The sequence below is a fragment of the Janthinobacterium lividum genome (assembly GCF_034424625.1).
GTDB classification, from domain to species: Bacteria; Pseudomonadota; Gammaproteobacteria; order Burkholderiales; family Burkholderiaceae_D; genus Janthinobacterium; species Janthinobacterium lividum.
This window is the reverse complement of sequence record NZ_CP139976.1, coordinates 3,427,958-3,444,128: the sequence shown is the minus strand read 5'-3', so window position 1 is coordinate 3,444,128 and position 16,171 is coordinate 3,427,958. Positions and strand designations below refer to the sequence as shown.

Below are 16,171 nucleotides of genomic sequence, written 5' to 3'. Positions count from 1 at the left end.
GGGCCGGGCCTTGCCAGCAAATGGCACGGGCCGGCTGGTGTAGAATGCTACCCCTTTTGACTTGATTTACGACGATGACTTATTGCATAGGCATGCGCCTGAACGAAGGCCTGGTCTTCCTGTCCGACTCCCGCACGAATGCCGGCGTGGACCAGGTGGGCACCTTCCGCAAGATGAGCGTGTTCGAGAACCCGGGCGACCGCATGCTGGTGCTGATGACGGCCGGCAACCTGTCGATCTCGCAGGCGATCCGCCAGATCGTTTCCGAACACGTCGATGCGGATGGACGCAGCATCTGGAACGTGGCCAGCATGTACGACGCGGCGCGCATCGTGGGCGAAGCCGTGCGCACCGTGCACCTGCGCGAAGCGAAGGCCCTGGCCGACTGCGGCATCGATTTCAATGTCAGCATCATTTTAGGCGGCCAGATAGGCGCCGAGCGCTGCCGGCTGTTCCAGGTGTATTCGGCCGGCAATTTCATCGAATCGCATGATGAAAACACGTATTTCCAGATCGGCGAAGCGAAATACGGCAAGCCCATCATCGATCGGGTCATCAACCCGTTCACGCGCCTGGACGAGGCGGCCAAGTGCGCCCTCATTTCCATGGATTCGACCTTGCGCTCGAACATTTCCGTCGGCTTGCCGCTTGATCTGCTCGTCTACGAGACGGGCAGCCTGGCCGTCACGCGCTTTGTCACCATCGATGAAAAGAACCAGTATTTCCGCATGATCCGCGACACCTGGGGCGAGCAATTGAAACATGTGTTCGAAGGCATCGTCGACCCCGTGTGGAATGCGGCGCCGGAGACCACCACGAATGTGCTGTCGTCCACCAACATGCACAGCAAGCCAGTGCGCGTGGCCATCCCCGAACACGTGAGCCGCGGCGGCCTGACGGTAGCACCCCTGCAGTCGCTGGCGCAGCAGTTCAGCGACGACAAGCAGCATTGACCGTAGCCGCGCCCGCTGCATGGGACGCTGGACAAATCGCTTTTCGCGTGCTTTTATGGCAATATGGATTGACATTCGATCCAGATTGACCTGAAAGGCAGGTGGCGCATGGACTTGATCACTTCCGCTGTCGTGGCAGGCATCGGGCATGGCGCGCCCGGCCGCGCTCCCGAAGCCGTCGCCAGCCACTATGCGCGGCTCAAGCAGGCCATCGCCAAGTTCGACAGCGCCGCCGCCATCCTCGCCGCCATCGCCGCGCTGGAAGCCGACCCTGCCGATACCCGGCTGCAACTGGCCCTGTCGGCCGCCCTGTCCAGCGCGAAAGTGCCCGATGACATGGAAACCCTGTTTGCCGCGCAAGGCTTGCTCGATGCGCTGCAGCGGCCCATTCCCCAGGTCCCCGACGTGGAAGCCGTGCCCGACCCGGCCGATAAAAGCGCCGTCATCTCGAATTATGCGGTGCTAAAGGTGTATTTCGCCACGGACCGCCAGCGCGACGTGGGCAAGCCGCCGGCCCAGCGCTTCAGCGGCGAACGCAACATCATGGGCGGCAATGGCCCGCTCAGCTATGGCAGCTGCGACATCAGCATCCCCCGCGACCATCGCATGGGCCAGCTGGAATCGCCGTCGCTGTGGCGCCTGGAGTTTCGCGACGACCCGGCCAAGCACGTGGTGCTGCTGTCGGCCGAGGTGCAAGACCGCGACAACTTCTTTGCCGCCTTGAAGACCCAGATCCGCGCCTCGGCCGGCAAGAGCGCCTTTATCTTCGTGCATGGCTATAACGTGAGTTTCGAGGATGCGGCGCGGCGCACGGGACAGATGGCCTACGACCTGGGCTTTGACGGCGCGCCCGTGTTCTACAGCTGGCCGTCGCGCGGCGAGGTGGCCGGCTACACCATCGATGAAAACAATATCGAGTGGAGCACGCCTCACCTCACCAGCTTCCTGGCCGACTTTCTCGCGAGCACGGAGGCGGCGCAAGTGTATCTGGTCGGACACAGCATGGGCAGCCGCGGCCTGGCGCGTGCCGTGGCCGACTTGCTGGCCGCGCAGCCGCAGCTGGCGCAAAAGATTACGGAAATCATCCTGTCCGCGCCCGATATCGACGCCGCCATCTTCAAGCACGATATCGCGCCGAAACTGGCCGCCGCGCGCAACCCCGTCACCTTGTATGCCTCGTCGCAAGACCTGGCCCTGGCCGCTTCGAAAGCCGTGCACGGCTACCGGCGGGCGGGCGACAGCGGCGCCGGCATGCTGATCGTGGCTGGCGTGGAAACCATCGATGCCAGCGGGGTCGACACGAGCTTCATGAAACACGCGTATTTCGCGGAAAAGCGCTCCGCCCTGTCCGACATGTTCTATCTGATACGCAACCATGCGCGCGCCGACCAGCGCTTTCTCGACCCCGTCGATACGGTGGCCGGCCGCTATTGGACGTTCAAACCATGACGCCGTTCCATCCGGTGCGGCACGCATGCTAAGATACGGCCCAGAGGGTGGCAAAGGCACGGCGATGACGCCGCCAGCCGATCCCCCGCAAGCAGGCCTATCATGTTGACATCATCTTCTACACCGCAAGCCGAATCGCTGATCCGCAACACCAACGCCCGCGTCACCAAGACGCGCGTGAAGGTGCTCGACTTTTTAATGGCGCAAAGCCGTTCGCTGACCCACCATGAAATCCAGCAGGCGCTGTCGCAGGACAGCGATATCGATTCCGTCACCCTGTACCGGGTACTGGAATGGCTGACGGAAAATGAACTGGTGCACCGCATCGCCGGTGCCGACCAGGTGTGGCGCTTCAGCGCGGGCGCAGGCCACCAGGCGCACGAGCACGCGCACTTCCAGTGCACCAAATGCGCGAACGTCACCTGCTTCAATGAAGTCAAGCTGCCCCCGCCCGTGCTGTTGCCGGAAGGTTTCAGCGGCGGCGAAGTCGATTACCTGATCAAGGGGCTGTGCCCGCGCTGCAAGTAATCGGCAGCAGCATTACCTGATCAATAAAGCCAGGTGATGCTCGTCGTAAAACAAGTCGCCCACGCGCATCGAGCGCGGTTCCGTGCCATACGCGATAAATCCCAGCGATTCATACAGGCGCAAGGCGGCATTGTTTTCCGCATTCACGCTCAAGTGCACTTGCATGACGGCAGGATCCGTCTCGGCCTGCTCGATGCAGGCGTTCACGAGACGCCGCGCCACGCCCTTGCCCCGCTGCTGCACATCGACAAACACGCCCCATAGCAAGGCCTTGTGCGACAGTTGCCGCATGGATTCGCGCCGCAAGCCGGCAAAGCCGACGAGGCGTTCGCCATCGAAGGCGCCAAACGCCCGGTGCAACGGGCCGTCGGCGATGCGCTGCGCGTGTTCTTCCGGCGTGCGCGCCAGTTCATCCTCGCGCGACGAAGAAAACGAACTGGGCGAATCGAGAATGGCGCGCAGGCGCAGCGCGCAAAAGGCGGCGGTGTCGGCCGGCGTCAGCAGGCGAATGACGATTTCAGGTGCGGGCATGGCGGAATCCGGCAGTTTTTTTCCATTATACCCACGCCCCCGCCTCAGGCACGCACGCGGCGCAAGCCCAGCAAGGTCCAGCCATACAGGGCCGCCATCAGCAATACCATGGCCGCGCCCAGGGCCGCCGTCCAGCTTTCCGGCAGCGACCATGCCGGATCGAGCTTGCCGGCAACCATGTAGGCGGCCATGGCCACGCAGATGGCGACGATGGGCCAGCCCAGGCGGCGCCGGAAGGCGCGCACGAGGTCAATCTGGCCGGTGCGCATGACTTTTGCCGTGACCCAGCCATCGAAGGTATCCGTCACGCCCATGCCCACGGCAAACACCAGGCCGGTCAGCAAGGCTGGCTGCATGCCGCCCAGCGCGACGGCCGCATAGCCCCAGGCGGCGGCCTGCAGGGCCGTGTCGAAGACCAGCGCGAACAGCATGCCGACGAGGATGGCGGCGAGCGGCCCGGATGCGCTCCGCAGCCAGCGTGGCAGCAGCCGCCCGCGCACCTCGGCCAGTTGCGCGCCGGCCAGCAAGCTGCGCGCATTCATGCCGGCGATGAGCAGCAGCAAGGCGATGGGCAGCCATTCCAGCCAGCCGAACACGGTTTCTGACGGCGTGAATTGCGCCGACGCCGCGGCGGCCACGGCCACGATGGCCAGCACGGTAAGGCCATGCCCCAGCGCAAACAGCGCGCCCATCCACGGCGCCCAGCGCGGCGATGCGGCCTGGCTGCGCAGGGTCAGGCCATCGACGGCGGCCAGGTGGTCCGGTTCCAGCCCATGCCGCATGCCGAGCAGAAAGATCAGCGCCAGGGCGGGCAAGCCCGCTTCCACGCTCATGCCGCCTCCCCGGCCATCACCTCGGCCATCATGCTCGCTGGGCTGGCGGCGCCGGACACGCAACGGTCCAGGCCCCGCGTCAGCATATCCCGCGGCAAGTCGCGCCCGATAAAGATCATCTTGCTGGCGCGCGTCTCGCCGTCGCGCCACGGCGCGCCCAGTTCCGAGCCCATCAGCATGTGCACGCCCTGGAATACGGCCCGGCATGGCAGATCGGCAACATACAAAATGCCCTTGTAGCGCATCAGCTGGGTGCCGAACAGCTGCACCACGGCATCGAGAAAATTTTCCACCTGCAGCAGATCCAGGGGCTGGGACTGATGGTAGACGAACGATTGCACGCCGTCGCCATGGCGGTGCCCCAATTCTCCCAAGAAATCCGGCTCCAGCTCGACGATGGCGTTCAGGTTGAAACCACGGATGTTCAGGATGTCGCGCAGCGGCACATTGCCAAAGCGCACTTTCTGTATGCTGGCGCGACCATTGATGGTGATCAGCCGTTGCCGCAGCGCGGCCAGCTCATCCTTGCTGACCAGGTCCGTCTTCGACAGCAGGATGCGGTCGGCAAAGCCCACCTGCTCCTGCGCTTCCTTGTGCGCCGTCAATTGCTGCTGCGCGTGGCGCGCGTCGACCACCGTCAAAATGGCGTCGAGCATGTAGAATTCGCTGACGGACGGCTCCGCAAAGAAGGTTTGCGCCACGGGGCCAGGCGCGGCCAGGCCCGTCGTTTCGATGATCACGTGGTCGAAGGCGATGGTGCCCGATGCGCGCTTGGCGTGCAATTCCCCCAGGATGCGGATCAGGTCGCCGCGCACGCTGCAGCAGATGCAGCCATTGTTCATTTCCACGATCTGCTCGTCGCTGTCCTGCACCAGCAAGCCATGGTCGATGCTTTCGGCGGCGAATTCGTTTTCAATCACGGCGATGCGCACGCCGTGATCGCCCTGCAATATGCGCTTGAGCAAGGTGGTTTTCCCGCTGCCGAGAAAGCCCGTGATGATGGTAACGGGGATCAGTTCTGTCATATTCTTTCCTATCGATGGTTAATCTTCCAGTTCTTCCATGCGCTGCCATTGGGGAAACGGGTCGGGCAGCTTGCGCCAGGCGGCCATGCCCTGGCGCGTTTCCGTATAGTTGAGTTGACATTTCTTCAAGTCCGCCTCGATGGCGGCCTGGTCCATGTCCTGGCCGATGAAGACGAGCTCCTGGTAGCGGTCGCCATACGTTTCGCTCCAGCCCGCTTTGACTTCCGCCAGGGAGGCGGAGTCCGTGGGCCAGCGCTCCTTCGGCACGGAGGCCCACCACAGGCCCACGGGTTCGATATTCATCAGCTTGCCCGCGCCGGACAGGCTGGCCACCCATTCGGGACGGCTGGCCAGCCAGAAATAACCCTTGCTGCGCACCACGCCCTTGATCGGCTGGGCAATGTAGTCATGCAGGCGCTGCGCGTGGAACGGCTCCTTCGCCCGGTAGACAAAGCTGCTGATGCCATACGTTTCCGTCTCCGGCGCATGCACGCCGGCCAATTCCTGGGCCCAGCCCGGCATGCTGGCCGCCTGCTCCAGGTCGAACAGGTTCGTGCCCAGGATGGCGTCCAGCGGCACGATGGACTGGTTGGTTTCGATGATGCGCGCGCCGGGATTGAGGGCTTTTAAAATGGCCAGCACGCGCAGGCGTTCGGCCGCATCGACCATGTCGACCTTGTTGAGGACGATGACATTGGCAAATTCGATCTGTTCCGTCAGCAAGTTGGCCAGCTGGCGGTCGTCGCCCTCGCCCGCGATCTCGCCGCGCTGCTCCAGGCTGTCTTCGCTGTGGAAATCGTTGAGCAGGTTGGCGCAGTCGACCACGGTGACCATGCAGTCGATGCGCGCCACGTCATTCAGGCTGTCGCCGTGCTCGTCCTCGAAGTCGAAGGTGGCGGCCACGGGCATCGGTTCGCCCACGCCCGTCGATTCGATCAACAGATAGTCGAAGCGGTCTTCCGCGGCCAGGCGCCGCACTTCCAGCAACAGATCGTCGCGCAGGGTGCAGCAGATGCAGCCGTTGGACATTTCCACGAGTTTTTCTTCCGTGCGCGACAGGGCCGCGCCGGCCGCCTCGGCGCTGTCCTTGACGAGCGAGGCGTCGATATTGACTTCGCTCATGTCGTTGACGATGACGGCCACGCGCTTGCCTTCGCGGTTGCGCAGTATGTGGTTGAGCAAGGTGGTCTTGCCGGCGCCGAGAAAGCCGGACAGGACGGTGACGGGGAGTTTGCGCTGGGTCATGGATATCTTTCGGATGGGGTGATCGGGTTGTCAAGCAAGGGAGAAATGGACGGTCGCATTTTAAATGCAAGTCGATTGCGTTTGAATTATAATGCAGCTCAGTTGCATTTGTGCGGCAATCTTTGCCGGCCGGCCAGTTACCCGAAAGAATTCCATGCTCCACCTCGCCTCTTTGACCTACGGCTATAACCCCGCCAGCCCCGTGCTCGATATCGCCGCCTTTCACTTGCCCGCCGGGCGCCACGCGTTGCTGCTGGGGCCGTCCGGCTCCGGCAAATCGACCTTGCTGCACTTGCTGGCCGGCATCCTGGCGCCGCAGGCGGGCCGCCTCGACGTGGCGGGAACGTCCCTGCCCGGCCTGACGCCACGCCAGCGCGACAGCTGGCGCGGCCGCGCCATCGGCTTGCTGCCGCAGCAACTGGCGCTGGTGCCCAGTTTGAACGTCCTCGACAATGTCTTGCTGCCTGCCTACGCCAGCGGCCAGCGGCCCGATCCGGCCCGCGCGGCCAGCTTGCTGGGCCAGCTAGGCCTGGCCAACAAGCTCGATGCCTACCCGCATGCCCTGAGCGGCGGCGAACGGCAACGGGCCGCCATCGCGCGCGCCGTCGTCATGCGCCCGCAACTGATCCTGGCCGACGAGCCGACGGACAACCTCGACGACGCCGCCTGCTCCGCCGTCGTCACCCTGATGGCCTGCCAGGCCGCGCAAGTTGGCGCCTCGCTGGTGATTGCCAGCCACGACGCCAGGGTGCTAGCCGCCCTGCCCGATGCTCTCGTGCTGCGCCTGCCCCGCGCCAAGAGTGCGGCATGAACGCGGCCACCCTGGCCTGGCGCGCCCTGCGCCACAAGCCGCTGGCGTCCAGCCTGAACCTGCTGCTGGTCGCCATCGGCATCGCCATGATGACCTTCATACTCGGCGTATCGAGCCAGCTGGAAGAGCACGCCGAACGCGATGCGCAAGGCATCGACCTGGTGGTGGGCGCGAAAGGCTCGCCCTTGCAGCTGATCCTGTCGTCCGTGTATCACGCCGATATTCCGACCGGTAACATTCCCGACGGCGCGCTGGCGGCGCTGGCCACGCAGCCGCTGGTGAAATCCGCGATCCCGCTCGCGCTGGGAGACAACTTCCACGGTTTCCGCATCGTCGGCAGCACGACGGCGCTGCTGGACCACTATGGCGCGCACCTGGCGCAAGGAAAACTGTTTACGCAAGCCATGCAAGCCGTGTTCGGCGCCAGCGCCGCCCGCGACACGGGCGCCACCCTCGGCGCCAGCTTTGCCGGCTCGCACGGACTGGCGGCGGGCGGCGAAGTGCACGAACACGCGCCCTACACGGTGACGGGCATCCTGGCGCCCACGGGCACGGTACTGGACCGGTTGATCCTCACGCCCATCGCTTCCGTATGGCAAGTGCATGAAACGGATCCCGATGAGCAGCCAGCCGTGCCAGCGGCCGCGCCCGAGCGCGAACTGACTGCCGTGCTGGTGCAATACGCATCTCCCCTGGCCGCGATCAGCCTGCCCCGCTGGGTGAACAGTCAGGCCCGGCTGCAGGCGGCGCAACCCGCTTTCGAGGCGGCACGGCTGTTCAACCTGCTGGGCGTGGGCATCGATGTGCTGCGGGCGATTGCCGCCGGCGTACTGCTGGTGGCGGCCCTGTCGCTGTTCGTGGCGCTGTACGGCGCGCTGGAAGAGCGCAAGACCGACCTGGCCATCCTGCGCACCCTGGGCGCCTCGCCCGCCAAACTGCTGCGCTTGCTGCTGGCGCAGGGCTTGCTGTTGTCATTGACGGGCGCGGCGCTGGGCTGGCTGCTGGGCCATGCGGCCGTCGGCTTGCTGGGCTGGCTGGCATCGATGCAGGACCTGAACCTGCAAGCCTGGCGCATTGTCCCCGGCGAAGCGTGGCTGCCCGTCATCGCCGTGGCAGTGGGTTTGCTGGCCGCCGCCATTCCCGCCGCGCGCGCCTACCGCACCGATATCGCGGCCACCCTGGCGCGTCCCTGAAAGGAAAGACATGTTGAAAATCATGCTATTGGGTGCTGGACTGCTGCTGGCCGGCAGCGCCGCAGCGGCCCCCGCCGACGAACCACCGTCGTTCTTCGCCCCCTTGACGGACTTGCCCGGCGTCGTCTCGTGGAAATTGCTGGGCCAGGCCACCACGGTGAAGGCGAAAAAGGGCCGCATGGTGCCAAAATACACGCCGGAAATCAGCGCGCTCGACAATACTGACGTGAAAGTGCAAGGTTTCATGATGCCGCTGGAACCTGGCCAGAAGCAGAAACACTTCCTGCTGACCGTCACCTCGGCCAGCTGTCCCTTTTGCCTGCCGGCCGGCCCGGAAGGCGTGGTGGAAATCAAGAGCCGGACACCCGTGAAATTCAGCTACGCCCCCTTCATCGTGCAGGGCAAGCTGAAAGTGCTGGCCAGCGACCCCATGGGCCTGTATTACCGCATGACAGACGCGGCCGTGGTGCCGCAATGATGCGCTGGCCGGCGTTATTGCTTTTGCTGGCCGGCCATGCGGCTGCCGCGCCGCTGTCCTTCGACCTGCCCCGTCTGGATGCCGGTGGCAAGCTGCGCCTTGATCAATTCCACGGCCGGGCCGTGGTGGTGAACTTCTGGGCCAGCAACTGCCTGCCGTGCATCCAGGAGTTGCCGATATTCAACGCCCACGCCGCCAGCCAGCCGACACTCCCCGTCATCGGCATCGCCATCGACACGCGGGCGGCCGCACAAGCGTTCCTGCGCAGCCACCCGGCCAGCTATCCCCAGGCCCTGGCCGCGCCCGCCTTGCTGCCCATCTTTGGCAATCAAATCAAGGGCTTGCCGTACACAGTGATTCTAAATTCTGAACATCGCATCTGCACCCGGCGCCTGGGCGCCATCGATGCGGCCTGGCTTGCCAAGGCCGTGGCCGCCTGTGCGCGCCCCTGAATCCATGCGCCCTGCACGACTGTCATCGCCGCGTCATATGGCGGCGTTACAGTCGCGTCCTTTGAATCTCTCCGAGGGCGGTAATGAAAACAAATTGGGTCATGCTGGCGGCGCTGGCAAGTGCGGGTCTGGTCGGTTGCAACGGCAGTTCGAATACGCCGGCGGCACCGGCCATTCCCGAAGGCACGACGGTTACCGTGGCATTGCTGGAAACCACCGATATCCACTCGAATGTCCTCAGCTATAACTACTATGCGCTGGCCGAAGACACGAGCCTGGGCCTGGAACGCACGTCGACCCTGATCCAGGCGGCGCGCGCGGAAAATCCGAACAATGTGCTGCTCGACGATGGCGACGTCATCCAGGGCACCTTGCTGGCCGACTTGCAAGCCGTGGCGGCGCCCGTGCCCTGCTCCGGCACGCTGGCCGTGCACAAGGCCATGAACGCGCTGAAATACGATGCGGGCGGCATGGGCAACCATGAATTCAACTATGGCTTGCCCTACCTGAGCCAGATCACCAACACGGATTTCGGCATTCCCGGCGTGGCCAAGCCGACGGGCACGTGCGGCGCGCCAGCCTTTCCTTCCGTGCTGAGCAATGTCGTCGGCGTGTCCAGCGGCAAACCCATCTTCCAGCCCTACACCCTGCTGCCCCGCGATTTCGCCGCCACGGCGCCCGATGGCAGCAAGCTGACCGTGAAAATCAATGTGGGCGTGCTGAGCTTTGTGCCGCCGCAAATCCTCGAATGGGATCAAAAAGTGCTCGCTGGCAAAGTCAGCGTGACGGGCGTGCAGGAAGCGGCGAAACAATACGTGCCGGAATTGCGCAACAAGGGCGCCGACCTCGTCGTGGCCCTGTCGCATGGCGGCCTGGACACGAGCGCCTACAGCCCGAAGATGGAAAACGGCAGCTATCACCTGACCAGCACGGGCATCGACGCGCTGATGATCGGCCACTCGCACTTGATCTTCCCGAAAGGCAAGGAAGAAGGCGCGGCCGCACTGGACGCCTCGTTTGCCGCCTTCCCCGCCAGCGCGAAGATCGACGCCGTCAACGGCTTTGTGAACGGCGTGCCCACCGTCATGGCGCAAAGCTGGGGCCGCCGCTTGGGCATCATCAAGCTGACGATGGCTTATCAGGGCGGTAAATGGGTGGTGCAGCCGGCCAAGACGACGGTGGAATCGCGCGGCTTCAAGTACACGGATGGCAAGACCCTTGTGAAAGCCGACCCGGCCATCGCTCCTCTCGTGGCCACCGAGCACGCAGCCACCATCGCCTACGCCAAGCAGCCGCTGGGCATCAGCACGGATTTCGAGATGTCCGCCTACTTCGCGCTGGTGGGCGACGTGAGCGCCATCCAGCTGGTGAACCAGGCGCAACTCGACTACGTGAAGAACTTCATTGCCACCAGCACGGATGCCACCTTGTCCAGCTACAAGAACATCCCCGTCATTTCCTGCAGCGCGCCGTTCAAGGCGGGCCGCAACGGGCCATCGGACTTCACGGACGTGGCCGCTGGCGCCTCCCCGGCCGCGCCGGTCGGCTTGCAAGTGCGCAATCCGGGCGACCTGTATTTATATAGCAATAACAACCTGCAAGCCGTGAAGATCAAGGGCGCGGACTTGAAGGCGTGGCTGGAAACGTCGGCCAAACAATTCAACCAGATCGATCCGGCCAGCAGCGCCGAGCAAGACCTGGTGCCGTCGTATGGCACGATCTATAACTATGACGTGTTCTACGCGGAAAACAATGCGCTGACGTACCAGATCGACGTGACGAAAAAGCCGGGCAGCCGCATCGTCAACCTCACGTACAAGGGTGCGGCGGTGGCCGATGGCGATGACTTCATCGTCGCCACCAACGACTACCGCGCCGGTGGCGGCGGCGCCGTGCCTGGCATCGATGGCAGCAAGACCATCATCAAGTCGCCCGATGCGAACCAGGCCGTGGTGAGCAACTACCTGGCGTCGCTCAGCACCAAAGGCGGCAAGGTCACGCTGGCGGCCAATGGCAGCGCGCGCAGCTGGAGCTTCGTCAAGACGGCCACGGCCGGTCCCGTGATCCTGCGCTCGGCGCCCGGCCATCTGGCGCTGGCGCAAGGCAGCGGCATCAGCAACGTGGCGGCCGAAGGCGGCCTCGACGCCAGCGGCTTTGCCAAGTACCGCATCGACCTGAGCAAATAAGGTCCGAGGGCCGGAACCGCGGCAGTTCCGGCCTGTTTTGATGAAAGGTAATCCAGATGAAACACGCACTCTCCCTCCCCGCCGTCGTGCTGGCTGCAGCCCTGGCCGCCTGCCAGGCGTCGCCACCGCCCACGGCGGCGGAAATCGAAGCCGTCGCCATGCATGCGCGCCAGGCGGGCGACCACCAGGCCGAGCGCAAGGTCCGCAGCTGGGCCGGCAAGGACATGCCCGTCGCCGAGCGCGAACTGGCGCTGATTTACCAGCCCCGTGCCGAACGCCGCGCCGAGGCCCTGGCCTTGTTCGAACAGGCGGCCCGCGCCGGCGACACGGAAGCGGCCTTCGAACTGGGCCAGATGCTGCGCGCGGCCACGCCGGCCCAAGCCTGGCTGTGGTACCGGCAAGCGGCGCAGCAAGGCCATGCGAAGGCGGCATTGATGCTGGGCTTGCTGGCGGCGAATGGCGAAGGCGTGCCGAAAGATCAAGGTGAAGCGGCGCGCTGGCTGGACAAGTCGAGCGAGCTGGGCAATCCACACGCCATGTTCCTGCTGTACAACGCCTACCGCGAAGGCCGCGGCGTGCCGCGCGACCTGGTAAAAGGCCGCGAATTGCTGGAGGAAGCGGCCCACCATGAATACCCGCCCGCCATCCAGGAACTGGCTATGACGGTGCAGGCGGACGACGCCCTGCGCGCCGGCCACCTGATGAAGGAAGCGACGGAGCACCGGCATAACAATTGGAACCGTTTTTAAAAAACTGGGTTTTAAAATCTGGACAAAAGGCCAGTGGCGTGAGCTAGGCCTGTCTTTATATACTTGTAACTTGCAAGCGTGCGGGAGCGGCAGCCAATCAGCGCTTATGATACAAGGACGCCGCCTGTGCTTGCATGGGCGGCGTGGCAAGCCGTCTCGCACAAAAAGGTTTACACTGGTTTGCATTTTAGAAATTTTACTCTGGACCAGCCCCGGTGAGTGTTCATTCAACCCAGCCAGTGTTTGAGTAGCGCCGGTGCGTCCATTGCTCTGCCTAGCCATGAAAGAAAGAGTCCAATGAAAAAGCTGACCACCGCCTTTGGCGCGCCTGTAGTCGACAACCAGAACATCCAGACGGCCGGCCCACGCGGCCCCGCCCTGCTGCAAGATGTGTGGTTCCTGGAAAAGCTGGCCCACTTCGACCGCGAAGTCATTCCCGAGCGCCGCATGCATGCCAAGGGTTCCGGCGCGCACGGCACGTTTACCGTCACGCACGATATCACGCGCTACACGCGCGCGAAAATCTTTGGCGAAGTGGGCAAGAAAACGCCGATGTTCGCGCGCTTTTCCACGGTAGCCGGCGAACGGGGCGCGGCGGACGCGGAGCGCGATATCCGCGGCTTCGCCCTGAAGTTCTACACGGAAGAAGGCAACTGGGACCTGGTCGGCAACAATACGCCCGTGTTTTTCATGCGCGACCCATTGAAATTTCCCGATTTGAATCACGCCATCAAGCGCGACCCGCGCACGGGCTTGCGCAGCGCCAACAGCAACTGGGACTTCTGGACTTCGCTGCCCGAAGCCCTGCACCAGGTCACGGTGGTGATGAGCGACCGTGGCTTGCCGCGCAGCTTCCGCCACATGCATGGCTTCGGCAGCCATACCTTCAGCTTCCTGAATGCGCAAAACGAGCGTTTCTGGGTCAAGTTCACGTTCAAGACCCAGCAAGGGATTCAAAATCTGACGGATGCCGAAGCCGAAGAACTGGTGGGCAAGGACCGCGAAAGCTCGCACCGCGACCTGTACGAGAGCATCGAAAACAAGGATTTCCCCCGCTGGACCCTGTACGTGCAGATCATGCCGGAAAAAGAGGCAGGCACGTATCACCTCAACCCGTTCGACCTGTCGAAAGTATGGCCGCACGGCGACTATCCGCTGATCGAAGTGGGCGTGCTGGAACTGAACCGCAATGCGGACAATCACTTTGCCGAAGTGGAACAAGCCGCCTTCAACCCGGCCAACGTGGTGCCAGGCATCAGCTTTTCGCCGGACAAGATGCTGCAAGGCCGGCTGTTTTCGTATGGCGACGCGCAGCGCTACCGCCTCGGCGTCAACCACAGCCATATCCCTGTCAACGCGCCGAAATGCCCGTTCCACAGCTATCACCGCGATGGCCAGATGCGGGTCGACGGCAACCAGGGCGGAACCTTGGGCTATGAACCGAACAGCGAGCAGGAATGGGCCGAGCAGCCCGATTTCCGCGAACCGCCGCTGAGCATCGAAGGCGCGGCCGACCACTGGAACCACCGTGTCGACGAGGATTACTATTCGCAGCCGCGCGCCCTGTTCCGCCTGATGACACCGGCACAGCAGCAAGCCTTGTTCGACAACACGGCGCGCGCCATCTCGGGCGCTTCGGAACAAGTCAAGCAACGCCACATCGGCAACTGCACCCTGTGCGATCCTGCCTATGGCGCGGGCGTGGCTGAAGCGATCAGCCGCTTGAGCAAATAAGGCGGGCGGATAAGCGAAGCCGAAGGCCTGGCAACAGGTCTTCCTGCGGCTATGCGCAGCCCGGTGGCCTGGCCGTCGGGCTCGCCTACCTACCAGCGTTGGATGTCGATCTGGCCCGTGATGCTCGTCTCCACCGGATAGCCCTCGACCTGCAACGGTACGCGCCGCTTGACGGACGAGTCGCGCAAATACACGACGAGCGCTTCCTTGCCCACGGCCGTCTGCCCCAGGCCGACACCTTCCACGCCATCGATGGCCATCAGCGCCCGCTCGTTGCGCCGCTTTGCCGCTTCCAGGCGGCCCGGGGGCGCGGCAGGGGCGTAGTATCCCTGACCCGTGCCGCCCATTCCCTGTCCAGTGGCCTCATCCGGCAAATACGGCATGGCGGCGTCCTCGAAGACGGCATGGGGCGATTGTGCAAATTTACTGTTTGACATGACAGACCCTCCTGATGCATTCCATGATACACCCGGCCATCCGGCATTGCAGCACGCTTCGCCTGCCAGCACCATGCGTGGCTGCTGCCCTTGACTCATATCATCATCGTGCAAAAGACAGCGTGATGCAAGGCGGCGCAACGCCGCCGCGCCATGCCCTTGCAGCGGGCTCAGGTGTATAAATTGATGTCGAGCGCCACCACCACCCGCCGCATCTGGTTGGCAAACGTGATATTGCCGCCACCGGCAAACAGCAGGCCGACGGGATTGCGCTGCTGGTTCCACGTCCAGATGGACGAGCCGGAATCGCCGCCCGCGCTGAATGCGCCGCTGACGCCCGTGATGGCGATCTGGTCCTGGAACAGCGCGATCCTGCCGCCGCCATAATTGACGTTGATGGTGGCCCCCAGGCCCGTGATGCGGCCCTGCGTCAGCTGCGTCGTGCGACCGGACTTGCCAACCATCATGCCCAGCGCGGGCGCCACCAGCGCATTGCTGATGCGGAAGTACGCCGGCACGCCGCCGCTCAGGTAGACCAGTTCGGGTCGCACGCGGTCTGGCCAGGCCCAGCCGGTGGCGCAATCGACGAAGTTGACGCCGCCGCTGAAATTGATGGGCACGAAGCGCTCGAGCACGGCAACCTGGTCTTGCGGGCAGCGGCCGCCATCGATGGGGCCCGGCTGCACGATGCAGTCGTTGAACACGCCGCCATTGGAATTGGCCAGCACGTGATTATTGCTAAGAATCATCAAACGACTGTTGCGCGGCGCGCTGCGCCCCACGGCCAGGCAGCCGATGGTGCCGGCCGTGATGCGGAAATGCCCGACCGACACGCCGCCCGGCGCAGGGCGCAAACGGAAGCGGTGCGGTTGCGCATCGATCACGCCCGTGACGACGATGTTGACGGGCACCCTGTCGCTGGACACGGCGCGCACGCCCATGGCCCCCACAATGGCGGCCTTGGCGCGGTCGACGGAAGTGGGCTCGGCCACGTACAGGGTCAGGGCCGGCAAGCCCGGTTCGCCGGACGAACTGTCGCTGGCGCCCTCGCCCAGGCCGATGGACACGCCCTGGATATTGCCGCCGTCGCTGAAGGCGTCGGCCGCGCGCACGCCGCCCGCCTGGGAAATGCTTTGACGCATGCCATCTTCGATGCCGCGCTTGATTTCCAGCAATTCCATGCTGACGCCGCTCAAGGCGTCGGGCACGTCCGAGACGGACGCGCTCTCGATCGTATTATCGTCTTCGCCAGGGACGGAAAATTGGCCGACGGCCTCTTCATCGTCCGCGCTCTGTCCCCTGCCGCCGGCGCCAGGCGGGGCGCTGAAGCCATTCTCGTTGCCTATCATCATGTTCTCCTCGTGGGTCGCCGCAAACCATCAGTCTGGACGGACCGCGCCGGCCGGTATTGATCTGGATTGAACTGCGCTGGTGCATGGCGGCCCTGCCCCAACGGGGGCAGCGAGGATAAAAATAGTTCCCTCGTCAAGGTTGAGCGAGATCAGGCGTGCGGCCAGAGGTGGCGCCGTATACTTGGCTGACAGGCTGGAACCGGGCCTGCTCCACG

At 64.1% G+C, this 16,171-nt stretch carries 16 protein-coding genes; 10 read left to right on the top strand and 6 right to left on the bottom strand.

Annotated features, from left to right (window positions below):
* The first annotated feature begins 74 nt into the window (after positions 1–74).
* The 3 genes from U0004_RS15480 to U0004_RS15470 all read left to right on the top strand — a co-directional run bounded on the left by U0004_RS15480 (position 75) and on the right by U0004_RS15470 (position 2,930).
* On the top strand, positions 75–953 hold the full coding sequence (locus tag U0004_RS15480; protein ID WP_034787421.1) for a peptidase: 879 nt from the start codon (positions 75–77) through the stop codon (positions 951–953).
* 108 nt (positions 954–1,061) lie between these two features.
* The gene (locus tag U0004_RS15475) at positions 1,062–2,402 is read left to right on the top strand and encodes an alpha/beta hydrolase (RefSeq protein ID WP_070254414.1); all 1,341 of its coding nucleotides are present in this window, start codon (positions 1,062–1,064) and stop codon (positions 2,400–2,402) included.
* Positions 2,403–2,504: 102 nt separating this feature from the next.
* Entirely contained in the window at positions 2,505–2,930 is a 426-nt protein-coding gene (locus U0004_RS15470) for a Fur family transcriptional regulator (protein WP_034787417.1), read from the top strand.
* A gap of 12 nt (positions 2,931–2,942) precedes the next feature.
* Here the strand turns inward: U0004_RS15470 and U0004_RS15465 are convergent, their stop codons facing one another.
* The 4 genes from U0004_RS15465 to zigA are packed head-to-tail and all read right to left on the bottom strand — an operon-like array spanning position 2,943 to position 6,564.
* On the bottom strand, positions 2,943–3,461 hold the full coding sequence (locus tag U0004_RS15465) for a GNAT family N-acetyltransferase (RefSeq protein WP_070254413.1): 519 nt from the start codon (positions 3,459–3,461) through the stop codon (positions 2,943–2,945).
* 44 nt (positions 3,462–3,505) lie between these two features.
* Complete coding sequence (locus U0004_RS15460) at positions 3,506–4,294, bottom strand: HoxN/HupN/NixA family nickel/cobalt transporter (RefSeq protein WP_070254412.1); 789 nt, start codon at positions 4,292–4,294, stop codon at positions 3,506–3,508.
* Positions 4,291–5,319, bottom strand: coding sequence for a CobW family GTP-binding protein (locus U0004_RS15455; protein WP_070254411.1), 1,029 nt, complete (start codon positions 5,317–5,319; stop codon positions 4,291–4,293). The genes U0004_RS15460 and U0004_RS15455 overlap by 4 nt, the downstream gene beginning before the upstream one ends.
* A gap of 18 nt (positions 5,320–5,337) precedes the next feature.
* Positions 5,338–6,564: a zinc metallochaperone GTPase ZigA gene (gene zigA, locus U0004_RS15450; RefSeq protein WP_070254410.1), complete on the bottom strand. Its 1,227-nt coding sequence runs from the start codon at positions 6,562–6,564 to the stop codon at positions 5,338–5,340.
* A gap of 154 nt (positions 6,565–6,718) precedes the next feature.
* On the opposite strand from zigA, the gene U0004_RS15445 reads away from it, so the two are divergent.
* From U0004_RS15445 to U0004_RS15415, 7 genes are all read left to right on the top strand, one after another.
* Positions 6,719–7,375, top strand: a complete 657-nt coding sequence (locus tag U0004_RS15445) for an ABC transporter ATP-binding protein (protein ID WP_070254409.1) — start codon at positions 6,719–6,721, stop codon at positions 7,373–7,375.
* Positions 7,372–8,568, top strand: a complete 1,197-nt coding sequence (locus U0004_RS15440) for an ABC transporter permease (protein ID WP_070254408.1) — start codon at positions 7,372–7,374, stop codon at positions 8,566–8,568. The genes U0004_RS15445 and U0004_RS15440 overlap by 4 nt, the downstream gene beginning before the upstream one ends.
* A gap of 10 nt (positions 8,569–8,578) precedes the next feature.
* A complete protein-coding gene (locus U0004_RS15435) occupies positions 8,579–9,046 on the top strand; it encodes a DUF3299 domain-containing protein (protein WP_070254407.1) in 468 nt (155 codons plus the stop codon).
* Positions 9,043–9,498 carry a TlpA family protein disulfide reductase gene (locus tag U0004_RS15430; RefSeq protein ID WP_081345496.1) on the top strand — a complete coding sequence of 152 codons (456 nt, stop codon included), beginning with the start codon at positions 9,043–9,045 and terminating at the stop codon, positions 9,496–9,498. Before U0004_RS15435 ends, U0004_RS15430 begins: the two co-directional genes overlap by 4 nt.
* A gap of 83 nt (positions 9,499–9,581) precedes the next feature.
* Positions 9,582–11,684, top strand: a complete 2,103-nt coding sequence (locus tag U0004_RS15425; protein WP_070254406.1) for a bifunctional 2',3'-cyclic-nucleotide 2'-phosphodiesterase/3'-nucleotidase — start codon at positions 9,582–9,584, stop codon at positions 11,682–11,684.
* Positions 11,685–11,740: 56 nt separating this feature from the next.
* Positions 11,741–12,433 (top strand): tetratricopeptide repeat protein, encoded by a 693-nt coding sequence (locus U0004_RS15420; protein WP_081345495.1) that lies wholly within the window; start codon positions 11,741–11,743, stop codon positions 12,431–12,433.
* Between the two features lie 297 nt (positions 12,434–12,730).
* The gene (locus U0004_RS15415) at positions 12,731–14,167 is read left to right on the top strand and encodes a catalase (protein ID WP_070254404.1); all 1,437 of its coding nucleotides are present in this window, start codon (positions 12,731–12,733) and stop codon (positions 14,165–14,167) included.
* An 89-nt stretch (positions 14,168–14,256) separates the two neighbouring features.
* Here U0004_RS15415 and U0004_RS15410 read toward each other — a convergent pair whose 3' ends face one another.
* On the bottom strand, positions 14,257–14,604 hold the full coding sequence (locus U0004_RS15410) for a hypothetical protein (protein WP_070254403.1): 348 nt from the start codon (positions 14,602–14,604) through the stop codon (positions 14,257–14,259).
* Positions 14,605–14,774: 170 nt separating this feature from the next.
* Positions 14,775–15,956 carry a S1 family peptidase gene (locus U0004_RS15405; RefSeq protein WP_231958252.1) on the bottom strand — a complete coding sequence of 394 codons (1,182 nt, stop codon included), beginning with the start codon at positions 15,954–15,956 and terminating at the stop codon, positions 14,775–14,777.
* Positions 15,957–16,171 lie beyond the last annotated feature (215 nt).

Coding starts and splice junctions, on each gene's coding strand:
- U0004_RS15470 (WP_034787417.1), top strand. CDS start 2,505: ATGTTGACATCATCTTCTACACCGCAAGCCGAATCGCTGATCCGCAAC.
- U0004_RS15425 (WP_070254406.1), top strand. CDS start 9,582: ATGAAAACAAATTGGGTCATGCTGGCGGCGCTGGCAAGTGCGGGTCTG.
- U0004_RS15410 (WP_070254403.1), bottom strand. CDS start 14,604: ATGTCAAACAGTAAATTTGCACAATCGCCCCATGCCGTCTTCGAGGAC.
- U0004_RS15480 (WP_034787421.1), top strand. CDS start 75: ATGACTTATTGCATAGGCATGCGCCTGAACGAAGGCCTGGTCTTCCTG.
- U0004_RS15405 (WP_231958252.1), bottom strand. CDS start 15,956: ATGATGATAGGCAACGAGAATGGCTTCAGCGCCCCGCCTGGCGCCGGC.
- U0004_RS15445 (WP_070254409.1), top strand. CDS start 6,719: ATGCTCCACCTCGCCTCTTTGACCTACGGCTATAACCCCGCCAGCCCC.
- U0004_RS15415 (WP_070254404.1), top strand. CDS start 12,731: ATGAAAAAGCTGACCACCGCCTTTGGCGCGCCTGTAGTCGACAACCAG.
- zigA (WP_070254410.1), bottom strand. CDS start 6,564: ATGACCCAGCGCAAACTCCCCGTCACCGTCCTGTCCGGCTTTCTCGGC.
- U0004_RS15430 (WP_081345496.1), top strand. CDS start 9,043: ATGATGCGCTGGCCGGCGTTATTGCTTTTGCTGGCCGGCCATGCGGCT.
- U0004_RS15435 (WP_070254407.1), top strand. CDS start 8,579: ATGTTGAAAATCATGCTATTGGGTGCTGGACTGCTGCTGGCCGGCAGC.
- U0004_RS15475 (WP_070254414.1), top strand. CDS start 1,062: ATGGACTTGATCACTTCCGCTGTCGTGGCAGGCATCGGGCATGGCGCG.
- U0004_RS15455 (WP_070254411.1), bottom strand. CDS start 5,319: ATGACAGAACTGATCCCCGTTACCATCATCACGGGCTTTCTCGGCAGC.
- U0004_RS15460 (WP_070254412.1), bottom strand. CDS start 4,294: ATGAGCGTGGAAGCGGGCTTGCCCGCCCTGGCGCTGATCTTTCTGCTC.
- U0004_RS15440 (WP_070254408.1), top strand. CDS start 7,372: ATGAACGCGGCCACCCTGGCCTGGCGCGCCCTGCGCCACAAGCCGCTG.
- U0004_RS15465 (WP_070254413.1), bottom strand. CDS start 3,461: ATGCCCGCACCTGAAATCGTCATTCGCCTGCTGACGCCGGCCGACACC.
- U0004_RS15420 (WP_081345495.1), top strand. CDS start 11,741: ATGAAACACGCACTCTCCCTCCCCGCCGTCGTGCTGGCTGCAGCCCTG.